Below are 22,483 nucleotides of genomic sequence, written 5' to 3' on the forward strand. Positions count from 1 at the left end.
TGTGAAAAAAACTTGTTTTTTATTTGTTCCAAAACTCTTGGTAAAATGGTACTGGTGAGATAGTTATAACCTAATAATTACAAGGAAATAAGCAGAGGACTCTCACCTTTGTTATCTAGTTTTTGAGTAAAAAACGAACAAGGGGAGTCCTCTTGAATAATCCATCACTTACCAACAATAAAACATGGAACAGTTCCCGGAAGTTCAATGTGTATATAAAAATATTTTCGTTCCTTTTAGAAGAAAAACAACACCGAAAATACCAATTAAATACTTAACAATTCTCGTACATCATCTTCCGATAGGCTTGACAACATCGTTTCACCTGGCTTAATTACTTGGTCAATTAATTCACGTTTTCTCTGTTGTAATTGATAAATTTTCTCTTCAATCGTTCCTTCTGTAATATAGCGGATTACCTGCACAACATTTTTTTGGCCAAAACGATGGGCACGACCTGCAGCTTGATCCTCAACAGCTGGATTCCACCATAAATCATATAAAATAACTGTATCTGCTCCAGTTAAATTGAGTCCTGTTCCACCAGCTCGTAACGAAATTAAGAAGACATTTTTTTCTCCATTATTAAAAGCTTCACTCATTTCTACACGATCTTTGGACGGTGTCTGACCATGCAAATAAAAATAATCAATGTTTAGTTTTTCTAGCTCATTGATGATTAAATCATGCATGGATGTAAATTGCGAAAATATGAGCATCCTTTTCCCATTTTCAATCATCGTTTGAACGGATTCCATTAATTCATCAAGCTTACCTGATTTACCTTCGTAATTTTCGATAAATAAGGATGGATGGCAACATAGTTGACGTAAACGTGTTAGGCCCGCTAATATTTTCATTCGATTTTGTTGGAAATTATTTGCCGCGATCGATGCTGAAGTAACTTCTTGCAACTCTTGTAGATAACCGACATATAATTCTTTTTGTTCTTTTGTTAGTTCTGATACATGGACCGTTTCAATTTTCTCAGGTAATTCAGTTAACACTTCTTCCTTTAAACGCCGCAAAATAAATGGTCTCGTTAGCGAAGCAATTTTTCCCGGTCCGAGTTGCCTAAATTCTTTTTGACCCGGCATTAATCCTGGTAATATAACTTGGAAAATAGCCCAAAGCTCATCCAATGAATTTTCTATTGGAGTTCCGCTTAAAGCAAATCGCTTTTCCGCCACAATTTCACGTATCGCTTTCGATGTTTTTGTTGCGTAGTTTTTAATATATTGTGCCTCATCCAAGATTAATGTCTGAAACTTCATCTCTTTATAATAATTCACATCTTGCCTTACTGTTCCGTATGATGTAATCCATACATTAGCCTCTTTCGCCTGGTTCATCAACTGTTCCCGTTCCTCCGGGGATCCTGTAATAACTGCTACTTTAAGGTCTGGGGCGAATTTTTGGCATTCATTACGCCAATTATAAATAACGGACGATGGAACAATGACTAAATGAAGTTTATCACTCGGCTCTGATAGTAAGTAGGTGATTGTTTGTAATGTCTTACCGAGCCCCATATCATCCGCTAAAATCCCACCCAAATGATATTCACTTAGTGATTTAAACCATTGATAGCCAATTTCTTGATATTGTCGCAAAGATGCCTGTAAATTTTCTGGGATATCAAAAACTTGCTCATCTGGCGATTTCAATTGGTGAAGTAATTTACGAAACGAAGGATCATAGCTCTTTTTCGTTTCGATTAATTCATCAATTTGCGCCCCACGATAAACAGGAACTGTAACATTTCCATCTTGCACATCTTTCCCCTTAATATGTAAATCGTCAAAAAACCGTTGCATGGAGCGATATTCATCACCCTCTAAAGAAACAAGCGCTCCACTATTAAGGCGGTAGAAACGCTTTTTTTCGATAACTGCTTGAATCATTGCTTTTACTTCATCATCATCGACTCCACTTATATCAAACCCAATTTCAAGCAAATTGGTGCCTGTTTGAACATTCACAGTTGTACTTGGGGTTGGCTCTGTTTCGACAATAAGGCTTTGTATTTCGGATGTTAAAAATAGTTCCACATGTTGATCTAATATTGGTAGAATATGATATAAAAAATCGTACACTTCCTCGTCATTTGTCATTTTTATATATAATTCTTTCCCGTTGTAGTGGAAATTAGAATGCTCGATTAAATTCATGATTAATTGTTCTGTTTCTACATCACGAATAATAATAACATCTTTTTCCTTTCTTTTCGCAAATGGATCAATTTCATACGTACCGTAATGATAACTTAGTTTTCCAAGAATCGCTTCTTCATTTTTTTGTAAATACATTTTTGCCCGTAATGGAAGCTCGATAATTTCATCTGTTACTTGATCAGATATTTCTACATGTGATACTTTCTTTAAGACTGGTAATACTTCTGAAAAAAATAAATCTGCCGTTTCGGTTGAAATAGGTAGTTCCTGACTGGCAACGCCAAAGCGTTTTATTTGATTCATTACTTTTAGTTGATCATCATTCGGGAAATAAAAAACACCTGCTGAAAAAATCATTTTATAAGGTGTAAAGTATTTGATCTCTTTAAACCCTTCTACTTGTAAAACGAGTTCTTTCTTATCATCGTGTGCTACTTTAAAATCAAACGGGAGTGCATCTTTTACAATCTCCATTCCTTGGTAAAATGACTTTCCAATTTCTACTGTGGTCGATCGTTCCTTTAGTAATTCGATTAGTTGGAAAAACGCTATAGGAGGTACGAGAAATAGCCTTTTATCATACGCATTTTCCGAATAGTAGCCTCGGTCCGTGAAAATATCCCCTGTTTGAATAAAAGATTGTAGCATTTCTAGTATTTGAATATCTTGCTGTAAAAAATAATGTAGTTCTGGATCAAAACTAAACCTGTTTGTGAAAAAATGAGCCTCATTATTCAGCACATGCTCTAAAAACTCACGAACATTTCGAATCACGTAACGATGTTCGACACCTGTTTTTAACTCTAACCAAATTTTATTATTATGTTCTAACTTTACATAATACTCCACCATCATTGGTATTTTTTCCATTTCAAAATGTGTAGAACGTTGTGAAGATAATATTCCATCAAGAAATTGCGTTGTGATCTTTTCATCAAATCGATTCGGTACTCGTTGATCGGAAATTTTTAAAAGTACAGCGACGATATGTTTGCAAGACTTATATGAATCAAATGCAGGACATTCACAATATGTTTTAACTTTACCATCATTTATTTCATTAAATTGAATATCAACATAATAATCTTCTGTGCCTTCCACTTCAGCAAACCATGCTTCTTCATGCCTATTATAACTCAGGCCTCTCACTCTATCTTCATGATAATATTTCAAACCACGTTCATAAATATGAAGTGGGAATAAGCGTTGGATTACATTTCGATTAATTATTTTCACAACTATTACCTAACCTTTATATATTTTCGGTAAGTGGAAAAATTCTCCTTATCACGACGCAAATGGAATGACGCACGGGACTGGTAGTGTTGGCGTTAGTTACAAATCTTACGGTGGAACGAACAAAGTCCAGTCCCAGGACATGACCGCTTTTAGCCGACTAGAAGTCTCGCATATTCCATTTGCTAGTAAGGCATATACATCTAATAGTTACTTTTCCACACGAATACCCTATATTTTAAACTATTATACTATAGATTAACTTTTCTAACTTTTCGTCTACCGGTTACAATTAAAAACGTATAGAACATAAGTGCAACTAGAACTGAACAAGCTGACACGACATAAATAATTCCGTAATTAAATAAAAAAGCGAGTTGACCAAATAAGATAGCTCCAACACCAACTCCTAAGTCAAAAAAAGAGAAAAACGTTGCATTTGCCATTCCTTTTCGGTTATTTGGTGCTTTATCAACTGCCCATGCTTGTAAAGCAGGTTGGACTGTTCCAAAACCAAGACCGTACAATGCTCCCGCGACAATCATCGTCATCATATTTGGTAGCCAAGCTAACAGTAACATTGCTGTAAATATTAAGATTGTACCTGGGGGAATAACATACAGATCACCCTTACGATCATATATTCTTCCAGCAAAAATTCTTGATAACATTAAAAATAATGCGAATGAAATAAAATAAAGTTGAATACCTTCGATGCTTTTCTCGGCTGCGTAAAGAGGTAGAAAGGATGTAATACCACCAAATGTAAGTGTAATAAAAAACAACAGAATGGAAGGGTTAATGGCTGTTTTTTCTATTACGTCAAAGCGTGCTAATTGCGTTTTATGTGGGGACTCATCCACTTTTTTGTATTTTATATTTAGTGCAATGATCAGTGCAATCAATCCTAGCCCAGCACAAATTAAAAACAACTGCTTAAATGTTAATACATCTGCCAAAGTAAGCCCTAAAGCGGGACCAAATGCTAATGCTAAATTACCTGATAAACCATAATACCCCATTCCTTCCCCACGTCTTTTTGGGGGAATTAAATCTGTAGCAATTGTACCAGAGGCGGTTGTTGAAAAGCCCCAACCGATACCTTGCACAATTCGCATGATGATTAGAAAGGTCATACTAGCGATTAAGCCAAATGAACCGACAGACAAAACAAATAAAGCTAAACCAAATAGGTAGACTACTCCTCTTCCCTTCGTTTCAAGTGCATGACCAGCATAAGGGCGAAATAATAATGCGGAAAACGTAAATATCCCTACAATAATCCCAATTAGTTGGTCACTTCCACCTAAATCATTGACGAAAATGGGGATCGTCGGTAAAGTCATTTGAAATCCTAAGAAAACAAAAAAGTTCGCAAGCCATATGAATGCGAAGTCCCTCGAAAAAATTTTTTCCTGCTTGATATTTTCTCTCTCATTAGATTCCATGTTCAGTATCTTCCTCTCCTATTTATAGTATACATGAACAAAAAATCATTTTGAAAATTATTTACTTTATACAAAATAATAAGAGTAGTCTTTTCAGAGAAAATAACCATCTCGTCAGCTTACGAACTTTTCATTTTTATCAAAGCACTTATTTTTCTGCTTTACTAATCACTCCACAAACGATCCTTTCTCCTGCGTCACCTGCTGGTTGAGACTTATAATCATCGGGATTTGCATGAATCATTAGGGATGTTCCTTCTTTACTAAATAAAGAATTGATGGCATCTTTTTCTAACGTAACTTGATCATTCATTATTTTTGTATCTACTGTGCCATCTTCTTCAACCTCTAAATTTTCCATATCCCCAGCATGTGCTCCAGCTGGATCGTCAAAACCATGGTTTTTATGATCAGGGTTAAAATGGCCTCCCGCTGATTCAAAATTAGGCGTTTCACATAAACCCTTTTCGTGAATATGGAATCCATGTAAACCCGAGGCTAAATGATTTGCTTCCACATGGATTTGAACTCCGTCTTTTTCTTCTGTCAATGTTGCCGTTCCAATTGAAATTCCTTCTTGATTCATTAGCTCTACTTCTGTACGTTCTTTACTTGGTGAGCTTACTTCTTGTAAATCTTGATCTTGGTCTTCTTCTGTCATTTTAGGTTCTTTCGGATCCCTTTGGCAACCAATCGCAATCACTAAAATAAAACATAACACATACAATAGATGTATTTTTTTCATCCAACATACCCCTCCAAACGTGCTTATTTCTATTATTTTCACCCGAAAGACATAAAAATAAACGTTTTTAAATAGGTTGACTTTTAAAATAAGTGGTCATATACTGTTAATATAGATATATACAGTATAACACTTGGGGGTTTTTATGATGAATACTTGGAAAGAGGCTATTTTGTTGGCAAAATTTGAATTAAAGTCTTCACAGGCACAATTATTTCTTTGTTGGTTAATCCTTACGATACTTAGTCTTATTTTCTTGACTAGTTTTAAAGGATACGTGGAGGAAAATTATATTGGTTTCGATATTTTCTTCTTACTTGTCATTAGTTTAGTTTCGGACCTTTTTGGTTTCGTTCCAAGCAATTCCAATATAGAAGGATTTCCAATCGACTTTGGGCATCGCCAGTATTAATCATGCAAAATGAACTTCCCATTCCTAAAGAAGTCATTGCTAAAAGTAGATTAATCATCTACCTTGCCTACCTGATGCCATTTATATTCACTGTCTTCTCATTTTTATATATCTTTAATGGAACTGTTAGAGAAATGATGGATCTATTTACATACTCTGCATTTGTACTCATTTGGATTTTATATGCTCTTTATTTCGGAATGATTATGCCATCGAGTGACGCTGGAGATTATCATACACCTACTAAAATGGTTGTGAGTTTTCTTATATCCTTTTCTCTTGGGTTGGGATTTATTTTATTTTTCTATCAAGTGCTTGGATACGGGATTGTGGCCTGGACGATCATGCTTGCACAAGATTGGGCTTTCGTAGCGATTGGTATTTCTATTATTTTAGTCATCATTAGTTGGAAGGCTTTGCCTATTTATATGGTCAAAACGATGAAAAAATTAGATTACTTTTAAGGGAGGATTTAGCAAATGGAAAGTTGGAAGCAATCTTTCTGGATAGCAACATTTGAATGGAAACATTCACCCAAAAGTTTCCTTTATTTATTAGGAATATTGATTGTATCTTTGTTGCTTATTCGCTCATTAATCCCAACTTATTTAGAGGAAGCATCTATGGGATTAGATTTTTATTTTTTAGCTTTTATATTTAGTGGCCTTCTCTCGCAATATGTTAGACCAAAAGATTTTCAATTACAAAAAATAACAGGTCTCTTTTATGCGTCCCCTTTTCTTATCGCCTTAAATCAACTGGCAGTAGAAAAAGAAGTAATCGTTACATATAAGTTTTTGTCCTATCTTTTCTACTATACCTTGTATAGTGGAATGTTACTCATTGTTCTTTACCCATCTTTTCAACAAGTAATGACATTAGGCTCATATGTAGCCTTTTCAATCATTTGGTTCTGTTTTGGGATATACATAGGTTGTGTGAATCCGACCTTTGAAGCACATTCCAATCTCGGTTGGAACATCTTTTATGGGCTGCTTTTTGGCAGTATGATATTTATTGCATATTTATTTATCTTTTATAAATGGTATGACGCTGGACTTGTTTCCTGGACTATTTATCTTGCAACAGAAAAGCCACTCCTTGCCTCTATTATCTCTATCGTACTTGCAATCATTGGCTGGAATTTTTGGAAAAAAATCATGCTAAGAAAATTAATGAAAACAGACTATTTATAAGGGGGGCGCAAAATATGAATGTACCGATTACACTATCAAAAGATTCGAGAGAGCCAATCTATCACCAAATTGAAAAGCAATTAAAGGCATTGATTGCTGGAGGTCATTTAGCTGCAGGTGCCACCCTTCCATCGATACGAGTTTTATCAAAAGATTTAGAAGTAAGTGTCATTACGACAAGAAGAGCGTATCAAAATTTAGAAAATGACGGGTTTATTCAAACGATCCAAGGAAAGGGGACTTTTGTTGCCCAAATTGAAAAGACCCGAAAAGAAAAAACAAAAGAATCTGCAGTATACGACGCTTTAGATACTGCTGTTCGAACAGCGATAAGTTATGACTATAACGCTAAACAAATAATGGATATGTTCACATCCATTTTAAATGAATACCAAGGAGGTAAAAAATAATGCAACCATTTATTAACATTGAGCATCTCGAAAAAAAGATCGATGATTTTACACTCGGTCCCATTGATTTCCTCATCGAACCCGGAACAATTACTGCATTGGTTGGAGATAATGGTTCAGGAAAAAGTACGTTACTAAAAATAATCATGGATCTAGTCAATGCAGATAAAGGACAGATTGATCGATTTGGTTTATTAGAAAAAGAGGGAGACTGGAAAAAGGATTTGGCTTACCAACCACAAACAGTAGTCGGATATGATGCCTTTACAGGAGAAGATTTACATCAGCTTATATCACACTGGTATCCTACTTGGGACGAAAAGCTGTTCCTCCACATCATCAATGAATTACATGTTCCGCTTAACAAGAAGTTTGGCAAACTTTCTCAAGGTGTCCAACAGAAATTAACCCTAGCTTTAACGCTTCCGAGAAATGCAAAAGTATTAATGCTAGATGAACCGACATCTTTTATGGATATTCCATCTAAAAAGATCGTTGTCGATTTATTAGTTGATTGGATGGAAAAAGAGGAACGCGCAATTATTCTTGCAAGCCATCAAGCAGAAGATATTAAAAAATTGGCCGACTTTATTGTTCTTTTACGCAGTGGAAAGATGCTTGGTCTTTTTGAGAAAGAATCCCTAACGGAAAAATACCGAAAATATTGGGTAACTGGTTTACCTGGATTCGAAACAATACCTGGTGAAGTTTTCCGAGCAGAACATGAAGTCATTTCTAATCAACCAGATTTATCCGAACAATATTTTGCTGCACATGACATTACCCCAATGAACAGCATGACACCAGATTTAGAAGAAATGATTACGCTCATACTAGCAAATAAAATGGATATGTAGAAAACTCGCTAAACAAGCGAGTTTTTATTCTTTATAAAAACTTGTGACTATGATGTACCCTAGCAACATTCGACAAATATAAGGGGCAGATCCACTAATGATTGCTTGCGCCAAAAAAACATTAGGAATGCTTAGAAAATGAAGTGTATTAGAAAAGTAGATAAATGGATAGTAAGCTAAATACATTGCTGGTAAACCAATGATCATTATCTTTCCAATATTGACTCGCCATTTTCCTTTCTTCCGACGCTCTTTGATTAGATGCAATCCACCTATTATTCCACCAATAAACGGATAAGCAATAATCCCGAACAGTAATTCTGGCCATACTTGAAACGTAGTGCTTCCATGAAGTTTTAACTGAAATTCAATTGCAAAAATAGCGATCAACAAAATAAACAAAAATAATGCATACAAACCATAAAGTTTAACACTTTTAAAAACAACCATATACATCAACCTTTTCCATAATAAGGTAACTAACTTTCCTTCATTTTACCATAAAATGAGCCGAAATACATTGAGTGTTCTGGATTCATTGGAAAATTTGGCATTCTCCTAGCCTTTACTGCGAATAACCTAAGTTACGCTTATGTAGTAAAAAGGTTTTAGACTTTCTTATTTGCCAAGATAAACATTCACATAAGCCCCAAGTCGTATATTTTTTTAACTCTTTAGCCGTTTTTCCAACAAAGAAAAGGTTGCTATGATTAATAAGAATCATTTTTATAGGGTGTTGACAATTCTCCCTTTAGGTTATATGGTTAATTACACATGTGACTAACCAATTGAGTTGAAATTTTGAAAGGAGTACATATCATGCTACGTTTTTTATTAAAAAGAAAGATTATCGTTATGTTATTTGTCATTTTTATTTTTGGATACGGTCTTTATGGCATTACAAAGCTAGATAAAGAGCTTTTTCCACCTATATCATTTGACCAAACTTTGATTATGATTGAAACAGAAGACATGCCTGCTGAAGATGTAGAGCAATTTATTACGATACCAATTGAACAATCTTTGGATAGTATGCAAGATGTAAATGATTATGAATCTACCTCTTCAGTTGGTGAGAGCGTGATTGCTGTTAACAGTGAAACTGGAAAAGGAGAAGAAGTAACAAAAGATATTGAATCCCAAGTACATAGCATAACAAACGATATACATGGAGTTAGAGATGTGTTTGTTATGCAAGCATCGACAAGTCAATCATTTGAGTTTTTCTTGGATCTATCTGGAGGCAATTTAACCGAAATGTCGTCCTTTGCTAAAAATGTGATCCAGCCACGTCTTGAATCTTTGAGTGAGGTGCGGGAAGTCGCGGTAGCTGGCCTTGAAGAAAAAGAAATTGTTATTACTTTAAAGACAGAAAAATTAGAAGACTATGGATTAAGTCAGGATGAAATTATTCCGCTTATTCAACAAATGAATACAAACACGTCTATCGGAAGTTTTGAAGATGAAGCGGGCAAACCGACACTTCGTTGGAATACTACGTTTAACGACATAGACGACATTAAACGTATTTCCTTTCAAACAAATGAAGGAATTAAACGTTTAACAGATATTGCGTCCGTAAAAGAAGAAATTGCTGAGCAAAAAAATGTTGCCTGGAAAAACGGTGATCCAGAATTTCTCTTATTACAAGTTGGAAGAGCGGATGGATATACACAAATTGATATGACAGAAGCTGTCAGGGCTGAAATTAAAAAAATTAACGAAGAACATTCTAATGGTATAAGCATAAGTGAAATTGCTGCTCAAGCGGACTATGTTACCAGTGCGATTGAAGGCGTTGTAGATAATATTTTAATTGGCGGAATCATCGCGATTATTGTTTTACTACTGTTTTTACGGAATATTAGAGCTACTTTTATTATCGGTTTATCTATTCCAACATCCATACTTTTAACCATTTTAACGATGACACTTCTCGACTACAGCTTTAACCTGTTAAGTTTGATTGGGCTAGGGCTTGGAATTGGTATGATGGTTGATGCTTCTATTGTTGTTTTGGAGTCGATTTTTAAGAAGAAAGAACAAGGATTATCCAATCTAGAAGCCGTTGTTACCGGAACAAAAGAAGTAGCCGCAGCTGTATTGTCATCTATGTTAACTACAATAGTTGTTTTTGTTCCAATTGTTTTATTAGATGATGATGTTGGAAAAATGATGATTATTTTAACGGTCGTTATTGCAGTAACACTTATTAGTTCCGTTATCATAGCATTTACTGTTATTCCATCACTTGCAGAAAACTTTTTACGAGTGAAGAAAAAGAAAACAAAAGGGAAACTACAATTAATCGAAAAATATGGGAAGATCCTTGCCTGGATGACAAGAAAAAAACGTCGTCGAATCGGAATTATTGGCCTTTTTATTGCAATGTTTATTAGCTCCTTCCTATTACTAGCTAAAGTTCCAATGACATTTATGCCTGATATTATGAATCGATATGCAGAGGTCATTGTTGAATTAGAGCCTGGAGTTACACCTTCTGAGCGTGCGGAAATAGCTGCTAAAATGAACGAACAATTAGAAACGATTCCTGATGTGGAAAATAATATTATCATGGATAATATGGGCGTTATGTTTGCGATCGTTCATATGACACCAGCTGAAGAGAAAACGATGGAACAAAATGAAGTGAATGAACAAATTTTACAAAAGTTTCGTGAATTAGAAAGAAAATATCCAGTTACAAATGTTGGATCTGCGATGGATGGTATGACAAGTTTACCTGTAGAGGTTCAGGTAAGTGGAGAAAACTTACAAACACTTCAACATATTGGAGAAAAGGTTACAAATGAATTAAAGCAAATAGACCATGTTGTCTCCGTTAAAATGCAAGTGGGGGAAAATACAGAGGAATTCTCTGTTCAGTTAAATGAAAAAAATATGAAAGATGACGAGATAACTGCCTCCTATGTATCGGCACAACTATCACAAATGTTTTCTGATAGCCCAGTTAGTGAATTCAGACAAAATGGGGAAACTGTTTCGGTCATATTAAAAAATGACTTATCGATTAAAGAAAAAAAGCAATTATTACAAAAGGAAATAATGACCGCAAATGGAGAAAAGAAACTATCTAATTATGTTTCATTAGAAAAGGTATCTTCTTTATCTCAAATTGATCGTTATAATGGCGAACGATATATTAATGTTACCGCAGATATTGAAGGGAAAGATTTAGGTTCAGTCAATCTAGAAGTACAAAAGGCCATTCAAAATATGGACATTGATGATGGATATGCTGTCTCATTAGGTGGGGATTTAGAAGAGCAGCAAAAAGCGTTTCAAGATTTACTCGTTATTTTTGCCATCTCCCTCTTCTTAGTATTTGTAGTAATGGCGATTCAATTTAATAGCTTTAAACATCCAATCATTATTTTATTCATTATTCCGTTAACGATAACTGGAGTGATTATTGGGCTCTTTTTAACGCAAAAGGAATTAAATCTTATGTCGGGAATTGGAGTGATCATGCTTGTCGGTATTGTTTTAAACAATGGAATTTTATTAATTGACCGTGTGAAACAAATACGAAATGAAGGCAAAAATGTAAAACAGGCAATAGTCGATGCTGGAAAAGATCGTATTAGACCCATTTTCATGACAACATTAACGACAGTCGGTGGTATGTTGCCCCTAGCATTTGCTTCAGGGACATCTAGTGATTATCAATCCCCTCTAGCGGTTGTGATTATTTCGGGATTATTATTCTCTACCTTTATTTCGTTACTTTTAATCCCGGCAGTCTACCTGTTTTTTGAGGATATTGGAAATGGATTTAGTCGTATTTTCAAACGAAAAAAGTCGAAAAAACTATCCGAAGTTAAACTAAAAGCCCAGTAAGAATAATGTTAAAAGCTCGAGCATCTAAATATAAGGTGCTTGAGCTTTTTTACATGTTAAATTGCCTAATGATGCGATTTAGAATTTTGTAAGGTCGATTCGTTATTTGCCACTTGTCTATCGTACTATTCATTTGCTTAGTAGCTTCGCAGACGCATTGTGGGACTCCCTGATACCTTTCCTTATTCTAGCGGTAAAACAAACGAAGGGAATGAGGCGCTATCCCACGTGACATTTTTCATCTCGCGAAGCATAAAACACATGCTAGTCGAGGGCATTGGGCACAAACTTTTACGTTGTGACGAGCATTTAGCACAGTCTCAGGACGTGACCGTTTTTAGCCGCCAAGGATATATTTCCTTCACCTAGGTTGGATATTTTTTGTCTTTAATTTGATTGTTTTCGTTTTGTCCCAACCTCCATTCGTGTATAAGGTCATTGTTAAATTGATTGTTATTGCTATGTAGTGTGATAGTTAAGTAAGAATGTGATGACAATGAGGTCGATAGAACCCAAAATATTTTATCTAAGACGGTTCAAATAGACATGTGATTTTTTTGAAGGTATTAAAATATTTATGTTAGGATGAATACACGGTATAACTAATATTACATTCAACAAACAGGACATTTTATTGAATAACGTACTGGGGGACAAAGATTTATGGAATTTTTTTCGGTTTTACCAATGCGGAAATACTTAGATAAACCGATAGCAATTAATGATTCAAATAGTGTGCAGGTTGGTTTTATTCAGCGAAGGTATAAAAATTTCTGGGATAAGCTTATTCATTATTTGCCTTTGTCGTTATCCTTTTTGGAAAGAATAAATATTGATGGTGAAAATGGCGTTTATCATTTACAAATAAGAGAGCGGTCTTTTAAATCGAATTTAATAAAATTAAAATGGGATATATTTTTAAATGATGCTGGCGAAGAAAGTAAATTTTTGTTAGAAGATAAAACAAAGGTTAGCACCAACCCTCGTATGGTCTATCATAAAAATAATAAAGAATATGTTTTTAGAAAAGATATATTTAATCGTACTTGTGAAATTAGCTTAAATGATATTACCTGCGCGACTATTAGAATGGATAAAAAGATTCCCCCGTCACTGAAAACCATAACTCAAACGAATGATCTCACAATTATTGAGTTACTGGGGATTTATTATGTAATGAATTTGACTTATTAGTACTAGTGCTTCCATAATCGGGCACATGTTTGAAAGGACGAACTAAGGGGGCTGAGACATAACTAAAACAGCCAAATCTAAAAACGAACAATGCTTATCTGAGCGGTGGAAATATACGCAGACTCCTGCGGAAAAAAAGGCCTAGGAGAGCCCCCACAACGAGCATAGTAAGGGAGGCTCACCAGCCGCCCGCGGTAAAGGAGACACTGTGAAAACAAGCGATAGCGCAGGTTGAACAGATGTCGCTCTTATGCCCTGTGGTGAAAGCGAAGTATATTTCCGGAGCGGGTTACATGCATCTACCATTGTTCGGATTTTTCTTTGGTGAAAACACTTTTGTCCAAGGCTCCTGGGGATTATCCATACAATATGAGAAAGGCTGTGAAGTTATTTGAAAAATTATAAAGCTATGCTATTTGATCTAGATGACACCTTACTTAACAGGGATAAGGCAGTAGATAAAATGTTTTTAATTATTTTAGAAAAGTGTTATGAGGATATTAAACATTCAACGAAAAACGAAATGTTGCAAAGATTCAAAGAATATGACAAGAGATACTATGGCTATAATGATAAAACAAAAGTTTTGGGGTCATTATTTGATGAATTTCCACCAAAGTATAGATTGCATCGCAATTACATTCAAGATTTTTGGAATAATCATTTTCCTCATTGTTTTTCTATAAACCAAAACACTTTAAATGTCGTAAATACTATAAAGAAGCAAGGTAAAATTGCAATTATAACCAACGGCTCAACTCAGAGACAAAAAGCTAAAATAACGAACAGTAATTTAAATAGTTATTTTAATCTCATCATTATATCTGAAGAAGTGGGATTAAGTAAACCTGACAAACGCATATTTGACTTAGCATTAAATAAGCTTAATGTGCAACCAGAAGCTGCATTATTCGTTGGAGATGACCTAGAAAAGGATATTGGTGGTTGTCAAAACGCAAATATAAAGGGCATATGGTTCAATCCTCATATGATCAAGAATGATACCGAAATAAAACCATATGCCGAGATCCATTCTTTTGATAGATTAGTAAGTCATTTTACATAATAGACATAATCGGAAGTTGTTTTACTTCACTATATTTTTATAATGAGTAAAAACAATAATGATGATGATCGAAAAGAAGAAAAGATAGAACCAAACAATATTAAAAAGACGTTTAATAACTAGATCGTTGTTGGACTAACGAAAGAGCGTTAGTTGAAGTAAAATAAGCTAATTTGCATTCTTGTTTCTATTTTCGTCATTCAATAAACGTGCGCTTATATACATTATTAAACGTAAGCAAAGATACAATCCTTTAATAAGTAGTGAGTGCTTCTTAGTGAAGGGAATCGCAAGATATGAATTAAATGATAAAATATTAGTCTAAAAAAGCCCGGATCTGACTTCTTTATATTAATACCACTCTCCTTTTGCAATTAAAAATACTTTACCGCCTACAAAGATTTCAATGGAATTTTGGGAGTTTTTAGCTTGTATGTTTAAAATAGATGGTCTTCCCATTTGGAGCCCTTGTTCAACTCTGTACACTATATTTTTACTTTCAAAAAAGTTATGTTCGATAAGGTATCCAGCAAGATTTCCGTTTGCACTTCCAGTCGCAGGATCTTCAGGGAATCCTGTGTCATCTACAAATACTCTTACATTTAAATCATTTTCTTTTAGTTTGGTTTCAGGAGTAAAGACTAGAATATTTGCTTTTATAACGTTATCAATGAAATTTTGATAATTATTATGATTGATCTTGCAACGATTTACAGCATCCAATGAACAAAGAGGAACAATTACTGATGGTAATCCAGTTGATACAATTTGAATTGGAAAACGGGAATCAATATCTTCATTTGGTATCTGTAATATTTCAGTGAAAATATCTCGATCAGGAATAATCGTTCCTAATTCGGGTGGGTTTTGCTTCATTATTAATTGTTCACCTTCAATATTTACTGGTATTTGTCCTACTTTAAGGTTTAGAGTTATTTGTTTACTTTCATTGTTTTCTAAAACTTTCTGAATGATAAATGCTGTTCCTAATGTTGGATGGCCAGCAAAAGGAACCTCTACATCAGGAGTAAATATTCGAACATCGTATCCTCCGTTGTCTTGTTTGTCAGATAAAATGAATGCTGTTTCATTAAAGTTTATCTCTCTTGCAATCTTTTGCATTTCTTCTGTAGATAAAGTTCTCGAGGGAATAAGTACAGCTAATTGGTTACCTTGATATTTTTCTTCTGCGAATACATCAACAAGATAAAAATCCATCAATATTACAACTCCTAATTTTTAATTGTAGTATATTATATCATTTCTTATTCAACTTACGGGGGTTTTAACGCAGTAATGAATAATATTACTAATCCTAAAATCTGCAAGTTTTATGCAACCTGCAATTTTGTCATTATTTCCATTTATAAATTTAATCCCATATACATCATTTTTCACTTCCAAATATACCCACAGAGGCTCCAAAATAAAACTTTAAACGCCTATCTATGGATACATATAAACAAAGATAAAAGGTGCATCATTCAAAGGGTTTGTTTGCTAATACTGTATATAATAGCCCATTAGCCGCATAACGTATTCGTTTATCGGGTACAGTTGAGGAATAATGTATGTTAAAATTTAGTCAAAGCATAAATGAAGCGGGAGGTATCAAATATGTCTACGAATATTATTATCATAGTAGCTTCAGTATCTATAGTAATATGGAGTGCGGTATCCCGAGAGATTGTAAAATCTTCGAAAGAGAATAATAAAGAAAAAAACGGACGTAAAATAATAATTTTAATGTCGGCAGGTACCTTATCAACACTAATTCTAGTCATTTCCCTTTTTCAAAATGTACAATTTTAAAGAGGGGTTCATTCTGCACTTTTGAGATCAAAAAGTGGAAGATTGATCAAGAACAGTTCTCATCTTCAACAATAGGCCAAATAGTGGAACAATCTTGTATCGATTCGGATATAGAATGGGAGGGAATTGGAGTGGAAGTTAATTTAGAATTTGCCAACATGGATGATTTCTACGATATTAACTTGATTGTTAAAGAGGGGCAAGATGAACATTCAGAAGTGTTACCTCATATTTTTAGTAAAGTTGATCAAGTAATGCCCGAAAGCTACTTCCGAGAATTATTAGAAAACCCAAACACTGATATTTTGGTCGCTAAAATAAACAAAGAAATAGTTGGGTATGCGGTAATGGAACTAAACGAATCCCCGCCCTTTCAGTCTATGACGCCGAGATTATTTGCCAATATGAATGATTTTGGGGTTAAATCTAGTTGTCAAAGAAGGGGGATTGGAAGCAAATTATTTAAAGCATGCGTGGAATGGTCCAAAAACAAAGGAGCATTTTCACTAGATTTAAACGTTTGGGAGTTCAACGAGAAAGCTATTACTTTTTATGAAAGTTTCGCAATGGAAAATCTTAGTAGGAAGATGACTTTACGATTATAGAATTCTAAAAATTCTATTAAGTCAACGGTTCCGTTAGCTCAACAAGATAAAGGCAGCAACCACAATCATCATCTTGATCTCCACAACCGCCCAATTGTTAACTAAAATAGTAACTTATCACGTTAAAAAAGCTCAGATTTAATCTGAGCTTTTGCACTTGCTATTTATGCTGTTCATTCGTTGTCAATTTGTATATCTATTCGCTTGATTTTTATCTAGTCATTACTGTTTTTTCCCTGTCACTAAACCCGTTTGAATTTTTATAAATCATCGAATCCATTTAAATCACTTGTTTTCGTATATTGCCTTGATGTTTGTTCAAAGAAGTCTGTTTTCGTGCCGTCAAAATTGTCGACATACGCGCGAATCCATTTCATAGGGTTTTCAACATGTTCTCTATATAGCTCACTTAGCCCCATCATCCGTAACATCTTATTCGCACGATACTTGACATAACCAGCCATTTCTTCTAAATCAATTCCATCTACATTTTTTAATACATAGGTAGACCATTCAATTTCAAGATCAACTGACTGTTTAAAGCTTTCATAAACCCATTCAATAAACTGTTCATTATTATACTCTGGGTTTTCCGCTAATGTAGCGCGGAACATTTCTGAGATAAATCTGCCATGTTCTAATTCATCACGATTAATATAACTAACCATTGTTGAAGTTCCCACCATTTTATTATGCCTTGCTAAATTGTAGAAGAAGGCAAATCCAGAATAGAAAAACATTCCTTCAAGTAAAATCGTATAAACCATCGTTCTTAAAATATTTTCAATCGTCGGCTCGTCAACAAATGCGTTGTAATGGTTCATAATCGCATCATTACGCTTTAATAAAACTGGATCTTTTCTCCCTAACTCAAATGATTCGTTTTGATCTTTAAGCGAAACGACGGACGAAAGAACATAGGAATAAGACTCATTATGAACTGCTTCCTGCTGGGCGATTACTGCCATAATCGATTGTACAGATGGATCGGTTGCATATAAAGAAAATAATAAAGCTGTTCTCGTTTGCGGTGCATCGAGCGTCGAAAGCAAACCAATAATTTTTAAATATGCATCTTGTTCTTCCTTTGTCAATGTTGGAAACTGTTTCACATCACTCGCCATATTTACTTCATCTGCTTGCCAATAATTACCGACCAACCGTTTATACATTTTATACCAATGTGGATAGGCAATATCATTCCAGTTTAAAATCCCGCTTGATTTCCCACCAAAAATACCTGTTGATTTATTAGGATTCCGTGGTTCTAATGTTTTTGCACGTTCAAGCAATAACTCGGACATCTTCCAACACCCTTTCTAACCAAGAATCAATATATTTTTCTTGATGTCCCCTTGGTGATTGTTCAACTTTTAACCCTTCCCATTTACTATGATAAAAAGTTACTAACTTATCGACTGCTTTACAAAATAACGAATCTCCACCAAATTGAGTGTCTCCAGAACCAAAAACGGCAACATTTTCTGGTTTATAACCAACGTCCCATATGAAGTCCTTCATTTCCTCGGGTGTACTTCCTAAATCCCAAGTAAAGGTTCCAAGGAAAATAAAATCGTACACGGAAACATCTGGTGTTAGATCGATTCCTATTTCGTGCATGTCAACATCGAAACCTTCGTGCTTTAATCTGCTTTCAATATATTGGGCAACTTCTTCCGTATTTCCACTATAAGATAAGTAAGAAATTAATGTTCTCATGAATGACACCACTCACATTCTTCGACATCGTTTGCCGTGGAACGTACATAATAAGATGTTTTTAACCCTTCACTCCATGCTTGAAGATGTAAGTTTAATAAAACGGATGCACGAATCGTATTCGGCACATACATATTAAACGAAATGCTTTGATCAATATGTTTTTGTCTTACTGCATTTTGTTTCACAGACCATCTTTGGTCAACAATATAAGCAGATTTTCGGTAAATATCATATGTTTCATGTGTTAACTCTGGTGCAGTGACCGGAATTTTAAAGTCTTTCTTTTCTTCGTAATAAAACACTTGGAAAATTGGATCGATGCTTGCAGTTGAGCCCGCAATCATCGCCGTAGACGAGTTAGGGGCAACCGCCATTAAATACCCGTTTCGGATACCATTTTCCTTCACTTCATCCTGTAATTTCTGCCACTTTTCATCGACATAATTTCGTATGCCAAAATAGGCTCCCGTTTCCCATTTACTACCTGGATACATTGGATAATGACCTTTTTCTTTACTTAATTCCATGCTAGCTTTAATTGTTAAGTAAGCAATTTTTTCATACAGTGTATCGGTAAATTCAAGTGCTTCTTCCGATTCCCAATGGATTCCTTTAAGTGCAAGCAAATGATGCCAACCAAACGTGCCTAAACCAATAGCTCTATACTTCTGGTTCGTTAGTTGTGCTTGCTTAATCGGTAGTGTGTTAATATCAATCACATTATCTAGCATTCTAATTTGAATTGGTACGAGACGTTCAAGTACATTATTTGGCACAGCTCGTCCGAGATTAATCGAACTTAAATTACAAACAACATAATCACCAGTTTTATATTTCTTTACAATCGTGTCTTCATTTTCGATATATTCTTCCAAAAACTGTGTCGGAGTCTGGTTTTGGGTAATTTCCGTACATAGGTTAGAACAGTAAATAATTCCCGCATGATCATTATTGTTCTTTCGATTGACTTCATCACGATAAAACATAAACGGTGTCCCTGTTTCTAGTTGTGAAACCATGATTCGTTTCATCATGTCAATTGCGGCCACTTTTTTCTTCGTTAATGCATCATTTTGAATACATTGTTCGTATTTTTCACGCCACGTTCCACGACCTTTTTCTTCATCATAAAAATCTTCGAGTGAAAAACCCATTACTTGCCGTACTTCATGAGGATCAAATAAATACCAATCTCCACGGGCTTCTACTTGTTCCATAAAGTAATCAGGTAAACATACCCCCGGGAAAATATCGTGCGCTCGCATGCGCGCATCTCCATTGTTTAGTTTCAAATCGAGGAAAGGTTCAATATCAATGTGCCAAATATCTAAATAAATAGCAATTGCACCTTTTCTCGTTCCCAATTGATCTACACTAACAGCTGTATTGTTTAACTGTCTAATCCATGGGACTACCCCACTTGACATCCCTTTAAACCCTTTAATCGAACTACCACGTCCGCGAACTTTCCCCATATAAACACCGATTCCACCACCGTTTTTCGATAATTGTGCTACATCAGTGTTCACATCATAAATCGATTGTAAGCTATCATCTACCGTATCAATAAAGCAGCTTGATAACTGTCCATGTGTTTTCCCCGCGTTGTTCATCGTCGGAGTAGCAACGGTCATATACAAATTACTTAAAGCCCAGTATGCTTCAAATACTAGCTCTTTTCGCTTCGAGCGATCTTCATCTTGCATTAAATGCATCGCAATGATCATCCAACGTTCTTGTGGTAATTCATACACATTTTTTTCATGATCAGTTGCTAAATACCTTGTTGCTAAAGAATACAATGCTAAGTAGTGAAATAATTCATCTTTTTTCGGATCCATTTGTTCGTCAAAATATGTAATCTCTTCTTTTGAATACTTTTCTAGTAAAGCAGGTGTATAAATACCTTTTTCCGTTAAGATTTGAATTAGTTCATAGAAATTTCCGTATTGACTAGATTCATCATAGTTACGATTTTGTGCTGCTTCACGATATAATTGCCGTAAATAAATTCGACTTGCAAAAAATGTCCAATCAGGATTTGCCTCATCAATGTTTTCAAGTGCATTTTTAACCAATCCATCTGTTATTTCGTCAAAATCTGCATCTTCTGCAATCGTTCGATTTATTTTTTCGATAAAATCTGTTGTATCTAAATGTAAGTTTTTCTCAGCCTGTTCAATAATTTGAGAAATTTTTGGTTTTTTTATTACTGTTGTCATGTGAATCCTCCTAAATAAGTTAAGATGTTTTCTCTAAGGGAAGGAAATTGAAAAACCGTTTACCCGACGATGGATAAACGGCAAAAAAAGACAAAACGAAACATTTATCGTCTTTAAAGTCACGCCGCCCCATAATCCCTCACCCCGGAGAAATGAAACTAATTGAAAAAAGGCAGGTCTCCTGACTCATGGTCATTCTACTTGAAACCTTCCCATACTACCTGCAAATAACAAGTTAGTAAAGTGGTTGTTTTTCGTCCCATTTACAGTTGCGGGGGCAGTTCTAGCATTGCACTAGATTCCCTTTCAAGACACGTTCGTGCCACCTTTTTTCACTATATATTGTATGAATTTGTAAGCTTGATCAATATGTTGTATTTATCGTAGCACAGAAAATGATTGAAAGCAATGAAAAAATATTAATTTTGGTAATGTTCAAGACGCATGAAAAAGTCTTTAATAAATTGATGAAACAATTTTTCAGTCGGAAGAAGTTCCCGTTCCGTAGGTATAATGGACCCCACTGAACGTTTTAAATTCGGTTCAATAATAGGTATTTTTACTGTTGCTCGCGGCAAACAATCCACAATCGTTACTTCTGGAATAAGTGTAACACCAAGTCCCGCGGAAACCAATCCTTTAATTGCATCAAGATCTTTACCTTCAAAGGAAACCTTTGGCTGAAATCCTCTTTGTAAACAGCCTTCCATAATAACATCACGTAATATAAATCCTTTTGGAAATAAAACGAAGGAGTCATCTCGTAACTCGATTAACTTTATCGATGAACGTCTTGAAAGTGGATGATTCGTCGGTAAAAGAGCAATAATATCTTCTGTAAATAGGACCGTACTCTTTATTTTTTCTTGTTCAGCAGGAATGGGCCCAAGAATAGCTATATTAATTTCACCTTTAATGACTGCTTCAATTAACTCACTATAGGAACCTTGATTTAACACAAATTTCACATCTGGGTATTGCTTTCTAAAATAATAAATTGCTGTAGGAAGAATATAAGATGCAAGACTCGCGGAAAAGCCGATATGAATGGTTCCTTTTTCAGGGTCTACATATTCTTCGACCACTTGTTTTGCATCGTCAATTACATTAATCGCACGCTCCATATGTTCTAAAAAAATTTTACCTATTCTCGTTAAGCGTACAGTTCTTCCTTCACGAATAAATAAATCGACACCTAATTCTTCCTCTAAATTGAATATTTGCCTGCTAACCGCAGATTGTGCGACATGTAATGCATTGGCGGCTTCTGTCACATGTTCTCTTTTAGCAACTTCAATGAAATATTTAATTTGTCTTAATTCCACAGTAATCACCTCTTCTTCTATTATCTCACAAAGGCATTAATGATATCTATTTTTAATATTGTTTAGATCGATTGATTTATGTACAATATAATTATGGATACTTATGTAAATGAAAACAATGATTTACCATTATAGATTATCGTACAGATAGACAAATATTGGAACAGGAGGCTGATGATATTGTTAAGTACGAAAGAA

19 protein-coding genes and 1 riboswitch are annotated in these 22,483 nt (G+C 34.8%); of the genes, 10 read left to right on the forward strand and 9 right to left on the reverse strand.

The genetic code is table 11. The features are described from left to right. Positions 1-266: 266 nt before the first annotated feature. From DFR56_RS08920 to DFR56_RS08930, 3 genes are all read right to left on the reverse strand, one after another. Complete coding sequence (locus DFR56_RS08920) at positions 267-3,410, reverse strand: DEAD/DEAH box helicase (RefSeq protein WP_110395086.1); 3,144 nt, start codon at positions 3,408-3,410, stop codon at positions 267-269. A 251-nt stretch (positions 3,411-3,661) separates the two neighbouring features. Beyond that, positions 3,662-4,858 carry an MFS transporter gene (locus DFR56_RS08925; RefSeq protein ID WP_110395087.1) on the reverse strand — a complete coding sequence of 399 codons (1,197 nt, stop codon included), beginning with the start codon at positions 4,856-4,858 and terminating at the stop codon, positions 3,662-3,664. 148 nt (positions 4,859-5,006) lie between these two features. Next, complete coding sequence (locus DFR56_RS08930; RefSeq protein ID WP_110395088.1) at positions 5,007-5,603, reverse strand: superoxide dismutase family protein; 597 nt, start codon at positions 5,601-5,603, stop codon at positions 5,007-5,009. Between the two features lie 148 nt (positions 5,604-5,751). On the opposite strand from DFR56_RS08930, the gene DFR56_RS08935 reads away from it, so the two are divergent. The 5 genes from DFR56_RS08935 to DFR56_RS08955 are packed head-to-tail and all read left to right on the forward strand — an operon-like array spanning position 5,752 to position 8,478. Beyond that, positions 5,752-6,015, forward strand: a complete 264-nt coding sequence (locus tag DFR56_RS08935; protein ID WP_110395089.1) for a hypothetical protein — start codon at positions 5,752-5,754, stop codon at positions 6,013-6,015. Between the two features lie 2 nt (positions 6,016-6,017). Next, positions 6,018-6,479 (forward strand): hypothetical protein, encoded by a 462-nt coding sequence (locus DFR56_RS08940; protein ID WP_110395090.1) that lies wholly within the window; start codon positions 6,018-6,020, stop codon positions 6,477-6,479. 15 nt (positions 6,480-6,494) lie between these two features. Beyond that, a complete protein-coding gene (locus tag DFR56_RS08945) occupies positions 6,495-7,211 on the forward strand; it encodes a hypothetical protein (protein WP_110395091.1) in 717 nt (238 codons plus the stop codon). A 14-nt stretch (positions 7,212-7,225) separates the two neighbouring features. Beyond that, positions 7,226-7,621, forward strand: coding sequence for a GntR family transcriptional regulator (locus DFR56_RS08950; RefSeq protein ID WP_110395092.1), 396 nt, complete (start codon positions 7,226-7,228; stop codon positions 7,619-7,621). Then, complete coding sequence (locus DFR56_RS08955) at positions 7,621-8,478, forward strand: ATP-binding cassette domain-containing protein (RefSeq protein WP_110395093.1); 858 nt, start codon at positions 7,621-7,623, stop codon at positions 8,476-8,478. The genes DFR56_RS08950 and DFR56_RS08955 overlap by 1 nt, the downstream gene beginning before the upstream one ends. Before the next feature lie 24 nt (positions 8,479-8,502). Here DFR56_RS08955 and DFR56_RS08960 read toward each other — a convergent pair whose 3' ends face one another. Then, complete coding sequence (locus DFR56_RS08960) at positions 8,503-8,928, reverse strand: hypothetical protein (RefSeq protein ID WP_110395094.1); 426 nt, start codon at positions 8,926-8,928, stop codon at positions 8,503-8,505. A gap of 369 nt (positions 8,929-9,297) precedes the next feature. Here DFR56_RS08960 and DFR56_RS08965 point away from each other — a divergent pair, with 369 nt between their 5' ends. The 3 genes from DFR56_RS08965 (at position 9,298) to DFR56_RS08975 (ending at position 14,599) form a co-directional block, all read left to right on the forward strand. Further along, the gene (locus DFR56_RS08965) at positions 9,298-12,339 is read left to right on the forward strand and encodes an efflux RND transporter permease subunit (protein WP_110395095.1); all 3,042 of its coding nucleotides are present in this window, start codon (positions 9,298-9,300) and stop codon (positions 12,337-12,339) included. 663 nt (positions 12,340-13,002) lie between these two features. After that, positions 13,003-13,533 (forward strand): tubby C-terminal domain-like protein, encoded by a 531-nt coding sequence (locus tag DFR56_RS08970; RefSeq protein WP_110395096.1) that lies wholly within the window; start codon positions 13,003-13,005, stop codon positions 13,531-13,533. Between the two features lie 409 nt (positions 13,534-13,942). Then, the gene (locus DFR56_RS08975) at positions 13,943-14,599 is read left to right on the forward strand and encodes an HAD family hydrolase (protein ID WP_110395175.1); all 657 of its coding nucleotides are present in this window, start codon (positions 13,943-13,945) and stop codon (positions 14,597-14,599) included. 351 nt (positions 14,600-14,950) lie between these two features. Here the strand turns inward: DFR56_RS08975 and DFR56_RS08980 are convergent, their stop codons facing one another. Then, entirely contained in the window at positions 14,951-15,817 is an 867-nt protein-coding gene (locus DFR56_RS08980) for a PhzF family phenazine biosynthesis protein (RefSeq protein WP_110395097.1), read from the reverse strand. 399 nt (positions 15,818-16,216) lie between these two features. Here DFR56_RS08980 and DFR56_RS08985 point away from each other — a divergent pair, with 399 nt between their 5' ends. Both DFR56_RS08985 and DFR56_RS08990 read left to right on the forward strand, forming a co-directional pair. Next, complete coding sequence (locus DFR56_RS08985; protein ID WP_110395098.1) at positions 16,217-16,411, forward strand: hypothetical protein; 195 nt, start codon at positions 16,217-16,219, stop codon at positions 16,409-16,411. 131 nt (positions 16,412-16,542) lie between these two features. Next, positions 16,543-17,016 carry a GNAT family N-acetyltransferase gene (locus DFR56_RS08990; RefSeq protein ID WP_110395099.1) on the forward strand — a complete coding sequence of 158 codons (474 nt, stop codon included), beginning with the start codon at positions 16,543-16,545 and terminating at the stop codon, positions 17,014-17,016. 260 nt (positions 17,017-17,276) lie between these two features. Here the strand turns inward: DFR56_RS08990 and DFR56_RS08995 are convergent, their stop codons facing one another. From DFR56_RS08995 to gltC, 4 genes are all read right to left on the reverse strand, one after another. Beyond that, positions 17,277-18,320 (reverse strand): ribonucleotide-diphosphate reductase subunit beta, encoded by a 1,044-nt coding sequence (locus tag DFR56_RS08995; RefSeq protein ID WP_110395100.1) that lies wholly within the window; start codon positions 18,318-18,320, stop codon positions 17,277-17,279. Then, positions 18,301-18,735, reverse strand: a complete 435-nt coding sequence (locus DFR56_RS09000) for a flavodoxin (protein WP_207519174.1) — start codon at positions 18,733-18,735, stop codon at positions 18,301-18,303. The genes DFR56_RS08995 and DFR56_RS09000 overlap by 20 nt, the downstream gene beginning before the upstream one ends. Beyond that, on the reverse strand, positions 18,732-20,960 hold the full coding sequence (locus DFR56_RS09005) for a ribonucleoside-diphosphate reductase subunit alpha (RefSeq protein ID WP_110395102.1): 2,229 nt from the start codon (positions 20,958-20,960) through the stop codon (positions 18,732-18,734). The genes DFR56_RS09000 and DFR56_RS09005 overlap by 4 nt, the downstream gene beginning before the upstream one ends. Before the next feature lie 154 nt (positions 20,961-21,114). Then, a riboswitch (cobalamin riboswitch) is annotated at positions 21,115-21,305 on the reverse strand. 74 nt (positions 21,306-21,379) lie between these two features. Beyond that, the gene (gene gltC / locus DFR56_RS09010) at positions 21,380-22,285 is read right to left on the reverse strand and encodes a glutamate biosynthesis transcriptional regulator GltC (protein WP_110395103.1); all 906 of its coding nucleotides are present in this window, start codon (positions 22,283-22,285) and stop codon (positions 21,380-21,382) included. Positions 22,286-22,483 lie beyond the last annotated feature (198 nt).

Origin of the sequence: Pseudogracilibacillus auburnensis (assembly GCF_003201975.1) — a bacterium.
Taxonomy (GTDB): Bacteria; Bacillota; Bacilli; order Bacillales; family Amphibacillaceae; genus Pseudogracilibacillus; species Pseudogracilibacillus auburnensis.

Excerpts from the sequence above, each read along its gene's own strand:
- DFR56_RS08925 (WP_110395087.1), bottom strand. The coding sequence starts at position 4,858 with ATGGAATCTAATGAGAGAGAAAATATCAAGCAGGAAAAAATTTTTTCG.
- DFR56_RS08930 (WP_110395088.1), bottom strand. The coding sequence starts at position 5,603 with ATGAAAAAAATACATCTATTGTATGTGTTATGTTTTATTTTAGTGATT.
- DFR56_RS08935 (WP_110395089.1), top strand. The coding sequence starts at position 5,752 with ATGAATACTTGGAAAGAGGCTATTTTGTTGGCAAAATTTGAATTAAAG.
- DFR56_RS08940 (WP_110395090.1), top strand. The coding sequence starts at position 6,018 with ATGCAAAATGAACTTCCCATTCCTAAAGAAGTCATTGCTAAAAGTAGA.
- DFR56_RS08945 (WP_110395091.1), top strand. The coding sequence starts at position 6,495 with ATGGAAAGTTGGAAGCAATCTTTCTGGATAGCAACATTTGAATGGAAA.
- DFR56_RS08950 (WP_110395092.1), top strand. The coding sequence starts at position 7,226 with ATGAATGTACCGATTACACTATCAAAAGATTCGAGAGAGCCAATCTAT.
- DFR56_RS08955 (WP_110395093.1), top strand. The coding sequence starts at position 7,621 with ATGCAACCATTTATTAACATTGAGCATCTCGAAAAAAAGATCGATGAT.
- DFR56_RS08960 (WP_110395094.1), bottom strand. The coding sequence starts at position 8,928 with ATGGTTGTTTTTAAAAGTGTTAAACTTTATGGTTTGTATGCATTATTT.
- DFR56_RS08965 (WP_110395095.1), top strand. The coding sequence starts at position 9,298 with ATGCTACGTTTTTTATTAAAAAGAAAGATTATCGTTATGTTATTTGTC.
- DFR56_RS08970 (WP_110395096.1), top strand. The coding sequence starts at position 13,003 with ATGGAATTTTTTTCGGTTTTACCAATGCGGAAATACTTAGATAAACCG.
- DFR56_RS08975 (WP_110395175.1), top strand. The coding sequence starts at position 13,943 with ATGCTATTTGATCTAGATGACACCTTACTTAACAGGGATAAGGCAGTA.
- DFR56_RS08980 (WP_110395097.1), bottom strand. The coding sequence starts at position 15,817 with ATGGATTTTTATCTTGTTGATGTATTCGCAGAAGAAAAATATCAAGGT.
- DFR56_RS08985 (WP_110395098.1), top strand. The coding sequence starts at position 16,217 with ATGTCTACGAATATTATTATCATAGTAGCTTCAGTATCTATAGTAATA.
- DFR56_RS08995 (WP_110395100.1), bottom strand. The coding sequence starts at position 18,320 with ATGTCCGAGTTATTGCTTGAACGTGCAAAAACATTAGAACCACGGAAT.
- DFR56_RS09000 (WP_207519174.1), bottom strand. The coding sequence starts at position 18,735 with ATGAGAACATTAATTTCTTACTTATCTTATAGTGGAAATACGGAAGAA.
- DFR56_RS09005 (WP_110395102.1), bottom strand. The coding sequence starts at position 20,960 with ATGACAACAGTAATAAAAAAACCAAAAATTTCTCAAATTATTGAACAG.